This window comes from Aeromicrobium sp. P2_G6, from assembly GCF_056403535.1.
This window is the reverse complement of record NZ_JBFUFH010000002.1, coordinates 457,882-476,680: the sequence shown is the minus strand read 5'-3', so window position 1 is coordinate 476,680 and position 18,799 is coordinate 457,882. Positions and strand designations below refer to the sequence as shown.

Sequence of the window (18,799 nt, the reverse complement as noted above, 5' to 3'; positions counted from 1 at the left end):
ACCGCATGGTCAACACCGCGCTCTGAGCGAAGCGGAGGTCAGGCGTGACTCTCGTCGATCTCGATGAGCGGGTCGCCCTCCTGGACGATCTGCCCGACCTCGACGAGGACCTTGCTGACGAAGCCGGACGCCTCGGCGTAGACCGGAATCTCCATCTTCATGCTCTCCAGGACGGCCAGCACGTCGCCGGCACCGACCTGGTCACCCTCGCGGGCAACGATCTTCCAGACATTGGCAACGATCTCGGCGCGCGCTGCGTACATCAGAGCGAAGACTCGTGCGTCAGCATGCGCAGGGCCGCAGCCATGCGGTCGCGGGTTTCCTCAGGCAGGATCACGTCGTCGACGATACCGGCTTCGGCCGCGATGTAGGGACGCGCGACCTCTTCGCGGTAGACCGCGGCAAGCTCGTCGCGCAGCTTGGCCGGCTCCTCCGCCGCCTTGAGGGCGCGGCGGTGCAGCAGCGCCACCGCTCCACCCGGGCCCATGACCGCGATCTCCGAGCCTGACCACGCCCAGTTGACGTCGGCACCGAGCGAGGCCGAGCCCATCGCGATGTAGGCGCCTCCGTACGCCTTGCGGACCACGACGGTCAGCTTGGGCGACTTGGTCTCGACATACGCCTTGAGGAGCTTGGCGCCATGCGTGATGACGCCGCGTCCCTCCTCGACCGTGCCGGGCAGGAAGCCGGGCACGTCGACGAACGTCAGGACCGGGAGGTCGAAGCGACCGCAGAACTCGACGAAGCGGGCGGCCTTGACCGAGGCCTTGGCGTCGAGGATGCCGCCGCGAGCGTTGGGCTGGTTGGCCAGGATGCCGACCGCGTGACCGTCGAGGCGGCCGAACAGCGTCAAGATGCTCGGCGCGTGTGTCGGCATGAGCTCGAGGCGAGCACCGTTGTCGAGCACACCGTCGAGCAGGGCGTTCATGTCGAAGACGACGCTCGACTTCTCAGGCACGAGGCCGGGAAGCCGCTCGACCGCACCGGGGTTGGCCGGCACCGAGCTGTGCCGCTTCTGCGGGCCGCCCTTGTGCGTCGGCAGGAACGACAGGAGCAGGCGTGTCGCGTGGAACGCCTCTTCCTCGCTGTCGACCTCGAGGTGCGCGACCCCGCTGACCTTGGTGTGCAGAGCCGATCCGCCGATTTCTTCGGCGGTGGCGTCCTCGCCCGTCGCGGCCTTGACGATCTCGGGGCCGGTCAGGAACATCTGGCCCTGCTCCTTGACCATGATGGTCCAGTCGGTCAGGGCCGGTGAGTATGCCGCCGCACCCGCGCACGGCCCGATGATCAGTGAGATCTGCGGGATCCGCTGCTGCGCCTCGATGTTGTTGGCGAAGATGCCGCCACAGCCGTGCAGGGCGAAGATGCCGTCGTGGATCCGCGCTCCGCCCGAGTCGTTGATGTAGACGATCGGATAGCCCTTGTCGATCGCGAATCGCTGGGCCTTCATGATCGCCTCGGCCATGACGGCGCCGATCGCTCCCGAAGCCACCGCTGCGTCGTGCGAGACGACGACAACCGCGTGACCGTCGGTCGTACCAAACCCGGCGACGACGCCGCTTCCGGCGCCTCCGCCCGCCGTGCGCAACGGCGTCATCTCGACGAAGGAGCCATCGTCGACGAGCATCTCGGCACGCTCGCGCGCCGTGAAGACGCGCTTGCCCTTGGGTTCGACCCGGGCGAACCGATCCTGTCGGCGCTGCGTGAGCGTCGTGCGGTGATCGGCCTGATCGGGCGCTGAAACCACCGAGGGGGTGTCGAGCTGCGTCACAAGGTCTCCTAAAACATGAGGTTTTCCTCAACTATACACAAACATGAGGTTTTCCTCGCCTTCAGCAGCAGCAATTTCGGAGGTGATCTCGCACACGATCTCGCACACGCGAGCGTCGTGCGATAGCGTGCGGGAGGAATCAACTAAGCAAGCGCTTAGGCGCACCGTCGAAGGAGCATGTCGTGACCGAAACCCGTACCGCGATCGTCACCGGAGCCGCACGAGGCATCGGCGCCGCCGTCTCGCAGCGACTCGCCGCCGATGGCTTCCAGGTCGCCGTGGTCGACCTCGACGAGGCATCGTGCGCCGGCACCGTCGACGCGATCACGGAAGCCGGGGGCAAGGCCCTCGCCGTGGGCGCCGACGTCAGCAACGAGGAGCAGGTCGCGGCCGCGTTCGAGCGCATCACGAGCGAGCTCGGCGCCCCCACCGTGCTGATCAACAACGCCGGCATCATCCGCGACAACATGCTGTTCAAGATGACCGTCGACGACTGGGACGCCGTCATGAACGTGCACCTGCGTGGCGCGTTCCTGATGACGAAGGCCGCCCAGAAGCACATGACCGAGGCCAGCTTCGGCCGCATCGTCAACCTCTCGAGCACGTCGGCGCTCGGCAACCGTGGCCAGGCCAACTACTCCGCCGCCAAGGCCGGCATGCAGGGCTTCACCAAGACGCTGGCGATCGAGCTCGGCAAGTTCGGCGTCACCGCCAACGCGATCGCGCCGGGCTTCATCCAGACCGACATGACCGCGGCGACGGYCGAGCGCATGAAGGTGCCGTTCGACGACTTCATCAAGTTCAACGCCGAGCAGATCCCGGTCGCCCGCGTCGGCCAGCCCGAGGACATCGCGCACACGGTCTCCTTCCTGGTCAGCGAAGGCGCCGGCTTCGTGTCGGGCCAGGTCATCTACGTCGCCGGCGGGCCCCGGGACTGACATGACTGACGACCCCAAGGGCCTCGACCTGGCTGCGCTGCAGGACTGGCTGGAGCGCGAGCGCCCCGAGCTGGTGACGGGGCCGCTCTCGGCGAGCCTCATCACGGGCGGCAAGTCCAACCTGACCTACACGCTGAGCGCAGGCTCGCGTGACTACGTCGTACGCCGCCCGCCCTTGGGCCACGTCCTCGCCACAGCGCACGACATGAGGCGCGAATATCGCGTCATGGCCGCGCTGGCACCGACGAACGTGCCCGTGCCGCAGATGATCGCCCATTGCGAGGACACCGAGGTCATCGGTGCGCCGTTCTACGTGATGGAGAAGGTCGCCGGTACGCCGTACGGGCGCGCGGGGCAGCTCGAGCCGCTCGGTCCGGAGCGCACGCGCGCCATCAGCGAGCGCATGGTGGACACCCTCGCGGCGCTCCACACCGTCGACTACGCGGCAGTGGGCCTCGGTGACTTCGGGCGGCCGGACGGCTACCTGGGGCGCCAGGTCGCGCGCTGGAAGAAGCAGCTCGAGGCGTCTACCAGCCGCGAGCTGCCCGGCATGGACGAGCTCGTCGAGCACCTCGAGTCGAACGTCCCCGCCAGTGACGACGCGACGATCGTGCACGGCGACTTCCGGCTCGACAACCTGCTCGTCGACACTGACGACCAGGTCACCGCGGTGCTCGACTGGGAGATGAGCACGCTCGGTGATCCGCTGACCGACGTCGCGGTCCTGCTGGCGTACCAACAGCTCGCCGAGGTCGCTCCCCCGTCGCGTGACGGCGCTGCGTTGATCACCGACGCGCCGCTGGCTCCCGGCTACCTCAGTCGCGACGAGGTGCTCACGCGGTACGCCGAGCAGTCCGGCCGCGACGTCGGCGACATCGGCTTTCACCTGGCGCTGGCGTTCTTCAAGCTCGCGGTGATCCTCGAGGGCATCCACTACCGCCATTCCCACGGGCAGACCGTGGGGGCGGGCTTCGACGGGATCGGCGACATGATCGTTCCACTGATCGACGCGGGGCGCGCCGCTTCAAGATAGGGTTGCGCCCGTGACGGCCGAGATCCTCGAACCCCGGCGCCGCCCGACGCAGGAGCGTAGCCACAAGAAGTTCGACCACCTGCTGCAGGTGTCGCGCGAGCTCCTGCTCGACGTCGGCTTCGAGTCGTTCACCTGCGAAGAGGTTGCGCACCGGGCGGGTCTGCCGATCGGCACGCTCTACCAGTTCTTCCAGAACAAGTACGTCATCGTGTGCGAGCTCGACCGGGTCGACGCGGTCGCCGTACGCCAGGAGCTCGCGAGCTTCGCGCAGGAGATCCCGACGCTCGACTGGCTCAAGTTCCTCAACCGCATCATCGACCACATGGCGGCGTTGTGGGTCAACGATCCCTCACGCCGCGCCGTGTGGCTCGCGGTGCAGTCGACGCCGGCGACGCGGGCGACCGCCGCGGTGACCGAACGTGAGCTCGCCGCCGAGGTCTCCCGGGCCCTGGCGCCGCTGACCCCCGGCACGCCGCGCGAGCGCCGCACGATCATGGCCGAGGTGCTGGTGCACGTCGTCTACTCGATGCTGAACTTCTCGATCCGCGACGGCCAGGAGCACGCCGAGTCGATCATCGAGCTCAAGCGGCTCGTCACGGCATATCTGCTGAGCGCCGAGCACGCCTGAGCGTTCGGCCCCGACTTCTCCGGGCAAGCCGACACTTCTCCGGGTGAATCTGCCCGGTGAAGTGGCGGTTTACCACGTTCTCCTGGTAATCCCCCGCTCGCTGGCGCTCACGGGAGGTGCCCCCACGCGCTCAGCGGGACAGGACGACGTACGCGATGGCGTAGTCGCCGTCGTGGCTCAGCGACACCTCGAGGGTGTGGCCGTCGAGCCGCTTCGCCACCTCGCCGTGCAGGCGTATACGGGGGCGACCCCACGCGTCGGCGACGACCTCGATGAGGTGGTGCACGTGCTCGTCCATGACCGGCGCCTCGCCGTAGAGCGACGCCGACCAGGCCTTGATGACCGCCTCCTTGGCGGCCCAGCGCACGGCGAAGTGACGCGCGGCGTCGGAGGGACGACTCCGCACGTCACTTCGCTCACCGGGCAGGAAAGCCGTGGCGAACGTGGTTCCGGGTTGTTCCAGCTGGTCCGCGAACGTAGGTACGTGGACCAGATCAACACCGACACCGACAATCGTCACTGGCACGACGCTCCGAAGTAGACGTCGTCCTCACCCAGCCGTGCTTGCGGATCCAGGAGCATTCCAGCCTCCCGAGTCCGCACTCCCTCACTGCCGAGGCGCCGATCGGCAGGGCGTTCGTACAGCGAGGGCCCGCCGTACATTGCCCTGACGAGACGCATCCGACCCTCGATGAGCCGTGCTTCCGCACGGGCGGCGTACGAGTCGCGCTCTTCACCGCTCAAGGTCGCAAGGAATGCCTGGGGGTGTGCAATCGCGATCAGGCCCGCGACGTGACCGAAGCCGAGGCTCGTCAGGATGCCCGCCTTGAGCTGCCCCGTCTCGAGCGGCTTGCGCAGCCACACGAGGTGCTCGTGCTCGGCAAGGTCGTCCATGACGCAGTCGAGGCTGCGGTTCGGCGGGATGACGCCGCCCGACAGGACCTGGCAGAGCCCGACGATCTGGAACGCCGCGGCGCCACCCTTCGTGTGGCCCGTGATGCTCTTCTGCGAGATGACGTAGAGCGGGTTGCCGTCGCTGCGACCGATGGCCGCGGCGAGCCGCTCGTGCAGCTCGGACTCGTTGCGCTCGTTGACGCCGGTCGACGTGTCGTGCTTGGACAGCACGCCGATGTCGTCGGCGGTGAGGCCGAGGGTGCTCAGCGACTTGGCCAGCGCGGACTCACGACCGCCGAGACCCGCTGCGAGTGCGCCCATGCCCGGAGCCGGGATCGACGTGTGCACGCCGTCGGCGAACGAGCCGGCGTAAGCCACCACGCCGAGGACCGGGAGGCCCATGCGCAACGCGAGGTCACCGCGGGCCAGCAGGATCGTGCCGCCGCCCTGTGACTCCACGAACCCGCCGTAGCGGCGGTCGTTGGCCCGGCTGAAGTAGCGGTCCTCGAGCCCCTTGGCACGCATCGCGGCCGAGTCGGCGGTCGCGGACATGTCGGCGAAGCCCACGATGCCCTCGACGCTCAGGTCGTCGAACCCGCCGGAGACCACGAACTCGGCCTTCCCGAGGCGGATCTTGTCGACGCCCTCCTCGACCGAGACGGCCGTGGTGGCGCAGGCGGCGACGGGGTGGACCATCGCGCCGTACGAGCCGACGTACGACTGCACGACGTGCGCGGCGATGACGTTGGGCAGCGCCTCCTGCAGGATGTCGTTCGGCTTGCTCTCGCCCAGCAGGGTGTCGAGGTAGAGCGACTGCATCGACTGCATGCCGCCCATGCCGGTGCCCTGCGTGTTGGCGACGAGCGCCGGGTGGACCCAGCGCATCAGCTCGGACGGGTTGAACCCGCTCGAGAGGAACGCGTCGACCGTGCAGATCAGGTTCCACAGCGCCACGCGGTCGATCGAGTCGACCATCTCGGCCGGCACGCCCCACACCGTGGGGTCGAAGCCCGTCGGGATCTGGCCGCCGACCGTGCGGGTCAGCGCCATGCGGCGCGGCACGCGGATCTCGGTGCCGGCCTTGCGGGTCACGGTCCAGTCGCCATCGGCCGTCGCGGAGATGACCGTACGCTCGGGGTCCGCGTCGCGGAGGGCCTGGGCCTCGGCCTCGTTGGAGACCGTGAACGACAGGTCCTTGTCGAGGAACACCGAGGTCAGCAGCGGCGCCGAGTTGTCGACCATGTTGCCCTCGTCGACGTAGCGTCGGATGCCGACCGCCTCGCGGACCGCCTCCTCGTAGCGCTCCACGAGATCGGCCTCGTCGACCTTCTCCTGCGTCGCGGTGTCGAACCAGCCGCCACCCTGCTCGTCCCAGCTCACGAGGCCTGTCGTCCAGGCCAGCTCGAGGACGCCGGCGGCCGACAGCTCGTCGGACACCTCCATCTCGAAGCGCGTACGGGAGGAGCCGTAGGGGCCGAGCTCGCCGGCACCCACGATGACCACGAGGTCCTCGGGCTTGGCGTTGACGGGAGCCCAGTCGAGCTGCTCGACCCGGTCGAGCTGTGCCGGTGAGGCAGCGAGAGCGGCGATTGTCGCGCCCTCGTCCTCCTCGACGACCGCCGGACGCTCGACACCCTCGGCGAGGGCCTTCATGTCGAGCTTGATGCCCGCCAGGCCACCCGTGAGGTCGACCGTGAGCGGCTCGATGCGCGCGGCAGCGCGTGCCTCGCGCGTCGCGGTCTCGAGGAGGGCCTCAGCCATCTCTGCCGGCGACCACGTGCGGACGCCGCGAGCCTCGATGGCCTCGACCAGCGGGTCGTTGCCGCCCATGAGCCCGGTGCCACGCACCCAGCCGATGATGGCGTGGCTCAGCGTGACGCGGTCAGCCCACGTACGCTCTGCGGACCAGCGGGTCACGATGGCGTCGAGCGCCGACTTGGCCTCGCCGTATCCACCGTCGCCACCGAACATGCCGCGGTTGGGCGAGCCCGGGAGCACGACGTGCAGGGTCGACGTGAGGTCGCGGTCCTGGATGTTGGCCGACAGCTGCCCGATCAGGCGCTCGACGGACCACAGCAGGATGCGCATGTCGATCTCGGTGCGGCTACCGGCGTCGGTGAGGTCACCGGCGACCCGGCCAGCAGCGAACGGGAACAGCAGCGTCGGCGTCATGGCCGGCTTGGCCACCGTGGTGACACCTGCACGCGTCTGCGTCTGCTCGCTCGCGATCCAGCTCGTCAGCGCGTCGACGTCGGCGTACGACGCCATGTTGGCCGGGACGATCCACAGGGCGGCTCCGGCAACGGCGTGCGTGCGGTAGAGCTCCTTGTAGAACGCGAGTCGCTTCGGGTCGAGGCCCGACGTCGTCGCGACGACCGTGGCACCACCTGCGAGCAGCTTGCCGGTGACACCGGCGGCGATGGATCCCTGGCTTGCACCGGTCACGACCGCGAGCTCGCCGGACCAGGTCTGGTCCGTGGGGCTCAGGGCGTCCGCGGCGATCTGCGTGAAGCGCTCGGACAGTCGCGGGTCGGAGTGATCCGCGTGCCAGCGAGCCTGCGCCGCGACGACCGTGCCGGCGCCGACGAAGCTCGCCTCGACGGTCTCACCTGCGGCGATGCGGGCGAGGTCCTCACGGGCGCTGGCCCAGCGGTCGTCCAGGACGACGGCCTTGAGCGGGTCGAACGCCGGAGCGGTGAGCTTGGCCCAGTCGCTGCCGAGCTCGGTCTCGACACGGGCCAGGATCTCGGCCTCGTCCTCGTCGGTCTCGACGACAGCCGGTACGTCATTGAGTCCCAGCTGGTCGAGGACCAGACGGGCCGACGATGCGAGGACGCCGTCAGGACCGGTGATCTGGGCGGTGAACTCGCCGAGGGCGGCCGCGTCGATCGTGGCGCCCTCTCCCCCACCGGTGGACGGGAGGTCGACGCTGATGCCGTGGCGTGCGCCAACGGCCTGCACGCTGGCGTCGATCGCGGCGTCGACGTCCGAGCCGGAGGCGAGACCGCTCAGCGAGCCGTACTCACCGCCGCGGACGCTCGTGCCCTCACGGCTCGAGAGCGCGAGCTCGACGAGTGCGTGACTCGCCCAGCCCGGTCCGAGCTGCCATACGTCGGCAACCCGCTCGGCGACGGCCGACTGGCGCTTGCCGGTCGGACCGAAGACCTTCTTGAGGTGATCGCCGAGGGCTTCGGTCAGCACCGGGCCGAACGGCTTGTAGCCGCGGGCCAGGCCCTTGACCTGGCCGGACAGCGTCGGCAGGTCCGCGTCGGCGGCCCCGTCGATCGCGCCGAGCCCGAGCTCGCCACCGAGGTCGACGAGCAGCTGGTTGCGGCGCGAGGACGCACCGTCGCACAGCGACTCGATCGTGTCGGCGGCGCCGATCTGGTCGAGGCGCATCTTGGTCCACCAGGCGATGAGCACCGTGGTGGCGTCGGCAGCGTCGAACGTCAGGTCGGCCGGGCGCGGACCGCTCGACGTGGCCGGCGCAGCGGCGGGGGCCGCAGCAGGAGCCGAGGTGTCGGCGGCCGAGGTCTCGGCCGGAGCCACGTCCTCGTCTTCCTCGATGACAACCTCTTCGTCGGTCGCGAAGACCGCGGCGCTGTCGCGCTCGAAGTTGAGCACCTCGACGGGTCCGCCGAAGCGGCCCGGGAGCTTGAGCGTCGACGACGCGAGGTTGGCCACCGTGGGGGCCTGGCCGACGCCGATCTCGATGAAGCGCTCGACGCCGAGGTCGCCGAAGAACAGGTCCTGGGTCTCGATCCAACGGACCGGGCTGGCGAACTGCCACGCGAGCAGCTCGATCAGCACGACGCGGCACAGCTCGCCGGGCTTGGCCGACCAGGTCGCGAAGTCGGCAAGCACCGCGTTGAGCGGCTCGGACGGCACGAGATCGGCGATCTCCTGCAGGAACGCCCGGTCGAGTGAGAACGGCTTGGGCACGAGGTTGGGGACGTACCGGCCCGCGAGGATCGCGGGATCGATCGTCGCCGGGAGCAGCTCCGTGAGGCGGTCACGGAAGTCCGGGACGCCGTCGCGCAGCACCGTGGAGTGGAAGGGCACGTCGATGCCGGGCACCAGGATGTAGGCAGCCTTGCCGCCGAACTCCTCGCGGCGGCGGGTGATGTCCTCCTCGAGGACCTCGAGGCCACGCACCGTGCCGGCGATCGCGTACTGCGAGTCGCGCAGGTTGTAGTTGACGATCTGCAGGAACTCGCCGGACTCCTCGGCGATGCGGTCGACGTATGCCGTCACGTTGTCGTCGTTGAGCCCGATCTGCGCGGGGCGGATCGCGGCGAGGCGGTAGTTGCTGCGGCCCTCGGCGTCGCGGGGCACGAGCGTGTGCATGACCGAACCGCGCTGGAACACGACCTCGACGACGGCCTCGAGCGGGATGACGCCCGAGACGGCGGCGAGCGCGTTGTACTCGCCGACCGAGTGGCCCGCGAGGATCGAGCCCTCGACGAACGCGCCAGACTCACGCAGCTCAGCCATCTGTGCGGCGCCGAGCACCGCCATGGCGACCTGGGTGAACTGGGTCAGGAAGAGCACGCCGTCGGGGTGCTTGTGCGTCACACCGTCGGTCACGAGAACCGTCGGGTTGTCGCGGACGACCGTGAGGATCGAGAAGCCGAGTGCCTTGCGCGTGTGAGCGTCGGCGCGGTCCCAGATCTCCCGCGCGGCCTTGGAGCGCTGGTACGCCGCCATGCCCATGCCCTGGTGCTGGATGCCCTGGCCCGGGAAGGCGTACGCCGTGCGAGGTGCCTCAAGGCGGGCGGTCGCCGACATGACGACCTCGCCCTCGGCGCGGCACGTGATGTCGACGAGCTCAGCGCCGTTGTCGAGGCCGATGCGGTCGGCCTTGACGTCGACCGTGACGCCGGGGCGGACGGGTGCGAGGAAGCGCGTGGTCCAGCCCGTGATGCGGCGGCCGGAGAGCACCTGCTGTGCGGCGGCGGAGACCCACATGCCGTGCACGATCGGCGCGCCGAGACCGGCAAGGCGAGCAGCGGCGACGCTGGTGTGGATCGGGTTGTGGTCGCCCGTGACAGCGGCGAAGCCCCGGAGGTCGGTCGGCGCGGTCAGCGTCGCGGCACCGCGCGACTTGCGCGGCGTGTCCTTGACGTCGGCCCCGATTGCTCCACCGGCGCGAGCCGGGTCGGCGAGCTCGCCGGCGCCGGTACGCCCGCGGATCGCGAAGCGCTCACGCAGCGTCGCGACCTCGCCTGCAGCGGAGGACACGGTGACGTCGACTGCGACGACACGGCCGAAGCCGGTGTCCTCGATCGACTCGACGACCGAGGAGATCGTCAGGTCGGACGGCGCGACAGGCAGGGTGCCGGTCAGCGCGATCGCGTGGTCGAGGTGGACCAGGTCGAGCATGCCCTCGATGACAGGGATGCCGTCGCGGGTCGTGGCCTCACCGAGCACCGCGAACACCGACGGCCAGGCCAGGCCGACGAGCACGTCGGGAACCGGGTGGACCGGGGTGTGCGCGCCGGTGACACCTGCGTGGTCGGCGATCAGGTCGGGATCCCAGGCGACGTTGACCGTCGCGCGGCCGTTCGTCACGGGCGGGACGTCGCCGCCGGCAGCACCGGCGACGAGCGAGGACATCGCGGACGCGGCGACCTCGGTCGACACGACCGGGGCGGCGCCGGCGAGCACGGCGTCATCGACCTGGATGCGCAGCGTGAGCGGACGCGCGAGCGGCACCTGAAGCTCGGCGGTGCGACCGTCGATCGCGACGAGCGCGGCTCCCGTCTCGGGGTGCTCAGCGCGCTGCGGGTCGACGATGACCCACTCGGCACCGAGACGGTGGACGGGGTTGCGGACCGTGCGACCGGCCCACACCAGGTCAGGAGCGGCCAGGACGAGCGAGAGGACGTCTCCGGCCTCCTCGACGCGGCGACGGCCGGAGACGCGCTGGGCGGCGCGACCGGAGGCGAGCAGCCCGTCGATCGTGGCGTCCTCGAAGCGGCGCAGCAGCGCGGCGACGGGCTCGTCGACGCGGTCGATGCCGGCGACGGAGACCGTGCCGGGGATGACGCAGACCTCGTCGGCGGAGTAGCGCGGGTCGTGCGCCTGCCACAGCGAGTCCGAGCGCCACCAGCGACGTACGTCCTGGTCGAGCACGGGCACGAAGTTGACCGGCTTGCCGGGCGTCTTGCACTGGTCAACGAAGAACAGCACGTCCGCAGGGTGAAGGACGACGCCCTCGGCGTTGGGGTACGTCTCGAGGAGCGTGGCGATGGCCGCGGCACCGTCGTCGACGAGGGAAGCGTCGGCGAAGAGCGTGGGGATCGTGCCGCGATCAGCAGCGTTGAGGCGGGCCTCGGCGCGCTGCAGCATCGCGTGGAAGCGGTCGCGGATCGTGACGTCGAGCCACTCGGGCGTTCCGGACAGCTCGAGGTAGCGGCGCAGCCACTGGGCGTACGTCATGGTCTCGACGTCGCCGAAGTAGGGCTTGGCGGTGCGGTTGAGCGCCTCGATGATCTCGTCACGACGCGCGGCGACGGCCTTGGCGTCACCGGCCACCTCGTCGAGCAGGCGGCCCGTGCGCGATGCGGTGTTGTCGATCTCGTGGATGTCGGCGCCGAGCTGGCTGCGACCGGAGGCCATGCCACCCTTGGCGCTGCCCGCGCCGACCCAGGTGCCGGTGCCGCGGGTGTCGACCAGGAGCTGCTTGACCTCGGGGGCCGTCGTGGCCTCGAGCGTGGCCATCGCGGCGGTGCCGACCAGGATGCCGTCGAGCGGCATGACGGGGAAGCCGTGGCGACGGGCCCACTCGCCGGTGAGGTACGCGGAGGCGACCTCCGGCGTGCCGATGCCGCCACCGACGGCGACGACGACGTTGTCGAGCGCACGGAGCTCGCCGTACGTTGCGAGCAGCAGGTCGTCGAGGTCCTCCCACGAGTGGTGGCCGCCAGCGCGGCCGCCCTCGATCTGGACGATGATCGGCGTCGGCGCGACGGCCTTGGCGATCGCGAGCACCTGGCGGATCTGCTTGACCGTGCCGGGCTTGAACACGACGTGCGTGATCTCGGCGGCGCGGAGCTCCTCGACGAGCTCGACGGCCTCGTCGAGCTCGGGGATGCCGGCCGTCACGACGACGGCGTCGATCGCGGCACCGGCGGCGCGGTGACGCTGCACCAGGCGCTTCTGGCCGAGCTGGAGCTTCCAGAGGTAGGGGTCGAGGAACAGCGAGTTGAACTGGTACGTCCGACCGGGCAGCAGCAGCTTGTCGAGCTCGGCGACGCGGTCGGCGAAGATCTCCTCGGTGACCTGGCCACCACCGGCCAGCTCGGACCAGAAGCCGGCGTTGGCTGCGGCCGCGACGATCTTGGCGTCAACGGTCGTCGGCGTCATGCCGGCCAGCAGGATCGGCGACTTGCCGGTGAGGCGGGTGAAGCGGGTCTCGACGTGCAGGGAGCCGTCGGGCAGCGTCACGACGCTCGGCGCGTACGCAGACCACGGCGTTGCCAGGCGCGGGGCGGCACCGGCGGCGGTCAGCTCGCGGTGGCCGCGGCGGGTCGTCGTCGCGATGACGCCGGCTCCGCGGCTGCGCAGCTCGCGCGCCGAGAGGCGGGCGGCGATGTCGGAGGGTCCGAGGTCGAGGATCCAGGTGGCACCGGCGTCGAGCGCCGACTCGAGCGACTCGACCCAGTCGACGGGGTCGACGATCGAGCGCATCGTGAGCGTACGAGCGCGAGCTGCGTCGAAGCCGCAGGCCTCGGCCCACGTGGCCACCAGATCGGCGGCCTCGGCGAGGTCGGGGTGGTGGAACGCCAGCTGGGCCGGCAGCGGCTCGAGGACGGGGGCGAACGGCGAGCCACCCGTGACCTTGCGCTCGCGGTCGGACTTCTCGGCGGCGGCGACCTCCTCCAGGCGGGCCTCGACGACGCGAAGGCTGTCGGCCGGGCCGGACAGCACGACGCCACGGCGCCCGTTGCGCAGGCGGGAGACGACCCGCAGCGACGCCGGGAGCTCGGCCAGGATCGCGTCGATGCGCTCGGGCACGACGTTGGAGACGCTGAGCATCGTGGAGCCCAGGAGGCCACGGCGACGGCCCACGAGCTGCGACGCAGCGCCCATCAGGCGGGCGAGGGCGAGCAGCTCGACGTCGTCGACGCCGGCGAGGGACTGGGTCGCAAGGTCGCCCTGCGAGTGACCGATGACCGCGGCAGGTGCGACGAGCTGGGTGTCGACGCCCTGACGCTGCAGCGCGCGGAGGCCGGCCAGCTGCGTGAGGAGGATGCCAGGTACCGAGGCTCCGGGTGTATCCAGCACCGCGGAGCTCGGCAGTTCAGGTGCGTCGTCGTCCTCTGCGGACTCACCGACGGCGATGACATCGGCCCACTCGAGCGGCGTGAACGTCACGCCGACGCGGGCGAGCTCGGCGGCGACCGGCGCCAGGCGCTCCTCGGCCTGCGACACCAGCGTCTCGAGCTCGGACTCGAGCGCGAAGTCGCGGATCAGACCGGCGAGCGGCTCGAGCCACGGAGCACCCTGGCCACCGAACGCAATGGCGTACGGGGTGCCGGATGAGATGCGATCGACCAGGGCGCCGCGGCGCTCGGTCGGCTGGATCGTGGCAAGCGGGGTGTCAATGGTCGTCACGTGGTATCCCTCGGGGTACTGCCGTCGCTGGATCGACGGGCGGTCCCACCATCATCGCAAAACATGAGGGGTTCCTCAAGTTTTATGCGAGGGTTTCCTCATGTTTCTTCGGAGATCTGGCTCACATCTCCTCCCCTGTCGACCCGCGCATTCCCCGCATCGCGCCACTAGGCTGTGCCGAGGGGGAAAGCATGGAGATCGAGACGCGCCATCTGCGGATGGTCAAGGCAGTGGCGGACGAAGGCAGCATCACGCGGGCGGCATCCGCATTGGGCACGACGCAGCCGGCCCTGACCCGGCAGCTCCGGCGCATCGAGGACAACCTCGGTGGCCCCCTGTTCCAGCGCTCGCACGCCGGAGTTGAGCAGACGCCACTCGGCAGGCTCGTCGTGGGCCGGGCGACCGCGGTCCTCTCGGTGCTCGACACCCTGCAGACTGACGCCTCGAGCCTACGCACCGCACCGGCGCAGGTCCGGATCGGTGTGCGCTTCGGCAACGCGCTCGTCGGCCTGATCCGCGGCTTGCGCGCAACCCTGCCGAGCACCGAGATCGTGACCGAGAGCGAGACCCGCATCGACGGCCTCCTCGACCTGCTCGGCTCGCACCGCATCGACTTCGCGGTGATCCATGAGTACGTCGGCAACGAGATCCCGCTCGACCCACGCCTGCTCGTACGCCCGGTCGGCTGCGAGCCGGGATTCGTGCTGATGTCGGCCGACCACCCCCTTGCCGACCGCGGCGAGCTCGAGCTCGCCGACCTGGCGGACGAGACCTGGTTGCTGTCGCCGCTCGACGTCGACCGCGAGGCTGACTGCATGACCCGGATCTGCTGGGATGCCGGGTTCACCCCCAAGATCGGCCACTACCTCAGCGACGGCCTCAGCGTCGAGCTGATCCGGGCGGGCGAGGCGATCGCCCTCAGCACCCCCACCAACCGCGACTCCGGCATGGTCCTCAAGCCACTCGCCGGGACACCCATGCAGGTCCGGCGTCTTCTCCTCACCGAGCGCGCCAACCCGTTCGCCGAACACCTCGACAAGCTCGCCCGGTTCACCGCAGACGTGCTGACCGAGACACTCGAGCGGCAGCCGGTCTACCGGTCGTGGGTCGAGCGTCACGGACCACTTGCGACGGCGCGTCCACGGACCTGACCTGCGCCGATGGCATGCCACTCTGCCCATTGATGGCATGCCCAGATGGCATGACCCAACGCCTCTCGATGTGACTAGCGTCACGCCTACGTCAACCGAGAGGACAACTCATGAAACAAGTCTTTGCCATCGGAGGAGCAACCCTCCTCGTGGCCGGGCTGGGCGTCGCATCGCCCTCGCTGAGCGCAGCAACCAACAGCAGTGGCGATCCCGCTGCCGCGGCCAAGGAGTACATCCAGGAGCATCCCGGCAAGGTGGAGGGCACGTCGAAGGACGCCTACCAGCTCGTCGACACGATCGACTCGACCAACGGAGCAGCTCACGTGCGGTTCAACCGTACGTACGCCGGTCTCCCCGTCCTCGGCGGTGACCTCGTCGTCCATCTCGACGCCGCCGACAACGCCCAGAGCGTGTCCGTCGCCCAGACTGCGCCGGTCAGCGTGAGCACGACGCCCAAGGTCTCGTCAGCCACTGCCGCCGACCGGGCCCGAGACGAGTTCTCGGGACGGAGCGTCACCAAATCCGGCTCGCCGAAGCTCGTCGTCGACGCGCGCCAGGGCAAGCCGGTCCTCGCCTGGCGCTCGACCGTGACCGGCGTCCAGGCCGACGGCCAGACCCCGAGCCGGCAGGTCGTCGTGACCGACGCCAACACCGGCAAGGTCCGCAGCGCCGACGAGACGATCCTGACGCCGATCAAGGTCGGCACGAAGACCAGCCAGCGGCCGTCCGCAACCAAGCCCGGCATCGCTGCGGCTGGAACGGGCCGCGGCATCTTCGTCGGCACCGTCTCCATCAGCACGACGGGCAGCGGCAGCAGCTACACGATGGTGGACGCGACGCACGGCAACGGGCGCACGTGCGACCTCAGGAACCGGACCTCCGGCACGTGCTCGACGTTCGCCGACTCCGACAACGTGTGGGGCAACTTCAGCGTGAGCGACCGCGCCTCGGCCGGTGTCGACGCGCACTACGGCGCTGCCAAGACGTTCGACTACTACAAGTCGAGCTTCGGCCGGCAGGGCATCTTCAACAACGGCGTCGGCGTCCCTTCACGGGTTCACGCCGGCAACGGCTACGTCAACGCCTACTGGGACGGCAGCCAGATGACGTACGGCGACGGGGCCGGCAACCAGGCACCCCTGGTCGAGCTCGATGTCGCGGGCCACGAGATGTCGCACGGCGTCACCGAGAACTCGGCCAACCTCGGCTACTCGGGTGATGCCGGCGGCCTCAACGAGGCGACCAGCGACATCTTCGGGACGATGGTCGAGTTCTACGCCAACAACCCCAACGACACGCCGGACTTCCTGATCGGCGAGGAGATCGACATCAACGGCGACGGGACACCGCTGCGTTACATGGACGATCCGCGTCGCGACGGGGCGTCGTACGCCTGCTGGAGCACCGCGGTGCCGCGCTCGGATCCGCACTACTCCTCCGGAGTGGGCAACCACTTCTTCTTCCTGCTCGCGAACGGCAGCGGCCAGAGCACGTACGGCAACAGCCCGACGTGCAACGGCTCGACGGTCACCGGAATCGGCCGGGCCAAGGCGGCGGCGATCTGGTACAAGGCGCTGACCGAGCGCATGACCAGCACCGAGACGTACGCCAAGGCGCGGCTCGACACTGTGGCCGCCGCGACGACGCTCTACGGCGCAAGCAGCGCGGAGGTCGCTGCGGTCAAGGCAGCGTGGTCGGCGGTCAGCGTCAACTGACTGCCTCACGCAGACGTGCGGCCCATCTCCTTGCCGGAGATGGGCCGCACCGCGTTTCGAAGATCTTTCAGACTCCGCCGGTGAGCGTGAGGCCGCCGTCGATCGTGATGGTCTGGCCGGTGACCCAGGCAGCGTCCTCGGACAGCAGGAACGCCACGACCGAGCCGATGTCCTCCGGCAGGCCCAGACGCTTGAGCGGGTACGTCGCCGCGACCTCGTCCTCGCGCCCCTCGAAGAGGGCTGTCGCGAACTTGGTCTTGACGACCGCAGGGGCGACCGCGTTGACGCGGATGTCCGGTCCGAGCTCGAGGGCGAGCTCCTCCGTGACGTGGATGACGCCGGACTTGGAGGCACCGTAGACGCCGATGCCGGGCGCCGGCTTGAGACCGGCGACCGACGCGACGTTGACGATGGCGCCGCCGTTGGCTTCCATCCACGCGCGGTAGACCTTCTGCGCCCACGCGATCGAGGAGATCACATTGACCCGGAAGGTCTTCTCCGCAGCACCGAGGTCGACGTCGATCATGCGGCCGTACGTCGGGTTGATGCCGGTGTTGTTGACGAGGAAGTCGATCCGGCCGAACGCGTCCATCGTCGCCGCGACAGCCTCGTCCTGGTGGTCGGCGTCGTCGGCCGCACCCGCGACGAAGATCGCGTTGTCGGAGCCCCCGAGGGACTCGACCGCCTCCGCCAGCGGGCCGGGCTTGCGAGCCGTCAGGCATACCCGCGCGCCATCGGCGACGAGGCGCTCCGCGACGGCGAGGCCGATCCCCCGGCTCGCGCCGGTGACGATCGCGACCTTGCCGTCGAACCTGCCAGAGGCCATCAGGACAGTCGCTCCAGCACCATCGCCATGCCCTGGCCGCCGCCGACACACATCGTCTCGACGCCGAACTGCTTGTCGTGGTGCTGCAGCGAGTTGATCAGCGTGCTCGTGATGCGCGCGCCGGTCATGCCGAACGGGTGGCCGATGGCGATGGCGCCACCGTTGACGTTGAGCTTGTCGATGTCGATGCCCAGCGCCTGCGCCGACCCGAGTGCCTGGACCGCGAACGCCTCGTTGATCTCGAACAGGTCGATGTCACCGATGCCCATGCCCGCGTGGCCCAGGGCCTGCTTGACCGCCTCGACCGGGCCGAGGCCCATGATCTCGGGCGACAGGCCGGTCACGCCGGTGGAGACGATGCGCGCGAGCGGGGTGAGGCCCAGCTCCTTGGCCTTGGTGTCGCTCATGATGACAACTGCGGCAGCACCGTCGTTGAGCGCGCAGCAGTTGCCGGCCGTGATCGTTCCGTCAGGGCGGAACACGGGCTTGAGCTGCGACACCGATTCGTACGTGACACCGGCTCGAGGGCCGTCGTCGGTGCTGACGACCGTGCCGTCGGGCAGCGTCACGGGGGTGATGTCCTTGGCCCAGAAGCCGTCCGCGATCGCCTTCTCGGCAAGGTTCTGGCTGCGCACGCCGAACTCGTCCTGCTCCTGGCGGCTCATGCCGATGAGCTGCTGCACGTTCTCGGCGGTCTGGCCCATCGCGATGTACGCGTCGGGGAGGGTGCCGTCCTCGCGGGGATCGTGCCACGCCTCGGCACCACCCTGCGCGCGCTTGTCCGTGCGGCTGACCGCCTCGTCGAAGAGCGGGTTGTGCGCGGCCGCCATGTCGGCCATGCCGTTGGCGAACCGGCTGACGGTCTCGACGCCGAGGGACAGGAACACGTCGCCCTCGCCGGCCTTGATGGCGTGGAACGCCATGCGCGTGGTCTGCAGGCTCGACGAGCAGTAGCGGTTGACGGTCACTCCGGGGACGTGGTCCATGCCGGCCTGGACCGCGACGATGCGGCCGAGGTTGTTGCCGGACTCGCCGGCCGGCTGGCCGACGCCCAGGTGCAGGTCGACGATGTCACGACGGTCGAGCTCGGGGACCTTGGCCAGCGCCGCCTCGAGCATCAGGACCGAGAGGTCGTCGGGACGCATGTCCTTGAGCGATCCCTTGACGGCTCGGCCGATGGGCGAACGTGCGGTTGAGACGATTACTGCTTCGGGCATTGCGTTG

The 18,799-nt window shown here is 69.7% G+C and carries 11 protein-coding genes; 5 read left to right on the top strand and 6 right to left on the bottom strand.

Annotated features, from left to right (window positions below; translation table 11 throughout):
• Nucleotides 1-38 precede the first annotated feature (38 nt).
• Both AC1DVU_RS08860 and AC1DVU_RS08855 read right to left on the bottom strand, forming a co-directional pair.
• Nucleotides 39-263 (bottom strand): biotin/lipoyl-binding carrier protein, encoded by a 225-nt coding sequence (locus AC1DVU_RS08860; RefSeq protein WP_476922071.1) that lies wholly within the window; start codon nucleotides 261-263, stop codon nucleotides 39-41.
• A complete protein-coding gene (locus tag AC1DVU_RS08855) occupies nucleotides 263-1,771 on the bottom strand; it encodes an acyl-CoA carboxylase subunit beta (RefSeq protein ID WP_476922070.1) in 1,509 nt (502 codons plus the stop codon). Before AC1DVU_RS08855 ends, AC1DVU_RS08860 begins: the two co-directional genes overlap by 1 nt.
• 182 nt (nucleotides 1,772-1,953) lie before the next feature.
• On the opposite strand from AC1DVU_RS08855, the gene fabG reads away from it, so the two are divergent.
• Genes fabG through AC1DVU_RS08840 form a run of 3 tightly spaced genes read left to right on the top strand, consistent with a single transcriptional unit; the run spans nucleotide 1,954 to nucleotide 4,370 of the window.
• On the top strand, nucleotides 1,954-2,709 hold the full coding sequence (fabG, locus tag AC1DVU_RS08850) for a 3-oxoacyl-ACP reductase FabG (RefSeq protein ID WP_476922069.1): 756 nt from the start codon (nucleotides 1,954-1,956) through the stop codon (nucleotides 2,707-2,709).
• 1 nt (nucleotide 2,710) lies between these two features.
• Entirely contained in the window at nucleotides 2,711-3,742 is a 1,032-nt protein-coding gene (locus AC1DVU_RS08845) for a phosphotransferase family protein (RefSeq protein ID WP_476922068.1), read from the top strand.
• Between the two features lie 10 nt (nucleotides 3,743-3,752).
• The gene (locus tag AC1DVU_RS08840) at nucleotides 3,753-4,370 is read left to right on the top strand and encodes a TetR/AcrR family transcriptional regulator (RefSeq protein ID WP_476922067.1); all 618 of its coding nucleotides are present in this window, start codon (nucleotides 3,753-3,755) and stop codon (nucleotides 4,368-4,370) included.
• 130 nt (nucleotides 4,371-4,500) lie between these two features.
• On the opposite strand, the gene acpS is transcribed toward AC1DVU_RS08840, so the two are convergent.
• Together acpS and AC1DVU_RS08830 are read right to left on the bottom strand one after the other, a co-directional pair.
• Nucleotides 4,501-4,896, bottom strand: coding sequence for a holo-ACP synthase AcpS (acpS, locus tag AC1DVU_RS08835; protein ID WP_476922066.1), 396 nt, complete (start codon nucleotides 4,894-4,896; stop codon nucleotides 4,501-4,503).
• Complete coding sequence (locus AC1DVU_RS08830; RefSeq protein ID WP_476922065.1) at nucleotides 4,887-13,883, bottom strand: fatty acid synthase subunit beta domain-containing protein; 8,997 nt, start codon at nucleotides 13,881-13,883, stop codon at nucleotides 4,887-4,889. The genes acpS and AC1DVU_RS08830 overlap by 10 nt, the downstream gene beginning before the upstream one ends.
• Before the next feature lie 191 nt (nucleotides 13,884-14,074).
• On the opposite strand from AC1DVU_RS08830, the gene AC1DVU_RS08825 reads away from it, so the two are divergent.
• A complete protein-coding gene (locus AC1DVU_RS08825) occupies nucleotides 14,075-15,034 on the top strand; it encodes a LysR family transcriptional regulator (RefSeq protein WP_476922064.1) in 960 nt (319 codons plus the stop codon).
• Between the two features lie 110 nt (nucleotides 15,035-15,144).
• On the top strand, nucleotides 15,145-16,749 hold the full coding sequence (locus tag AC1DVU_RS08820; protein ID WP_476922063.1) for a M4 family metallopeptidase: 1,605 nt from the start codon (nucleotides 15,145-15,147) through the stop codon (nucleotides 16,747-16,749).
• 67 nt (nucleotides 16,750-16,816) lie between these two features.
• On the opposite strand, the gene AC1DVU_RS08815 is transcribed toward AC1DVU_RS08820, so the two are convergent.
• Nucleotides 16,817-17,575 (bottom strand): SDR family oxidoreductase, encoded by a 759-nt coding sequence (locus AC1DVU_RS08815; RefSeq protein WP_476922062.1) that lies wholly within the window; start codon nucleotides 17,573-17,575, stop codon nucleotides 16,817-16,819.
• A complete protein-coding gene (locus tag AC1DVU_RS08810; protein ID WP_476922061.1) occupies nucleotides 17,575-18,792 on the bottom strand; it encodes an acetyl-CoA C-acetyltransferase in 1,218 nt (405 codons plus the stop codon). Before AC1DVU_RS08810 ends, AC1DVU_RS08815 begins: the two co-directional genes overlap by 1 nt.
• Between the last annotated feature and the right edge of the window lie 7 nt (nucleotides 18,793-18,799).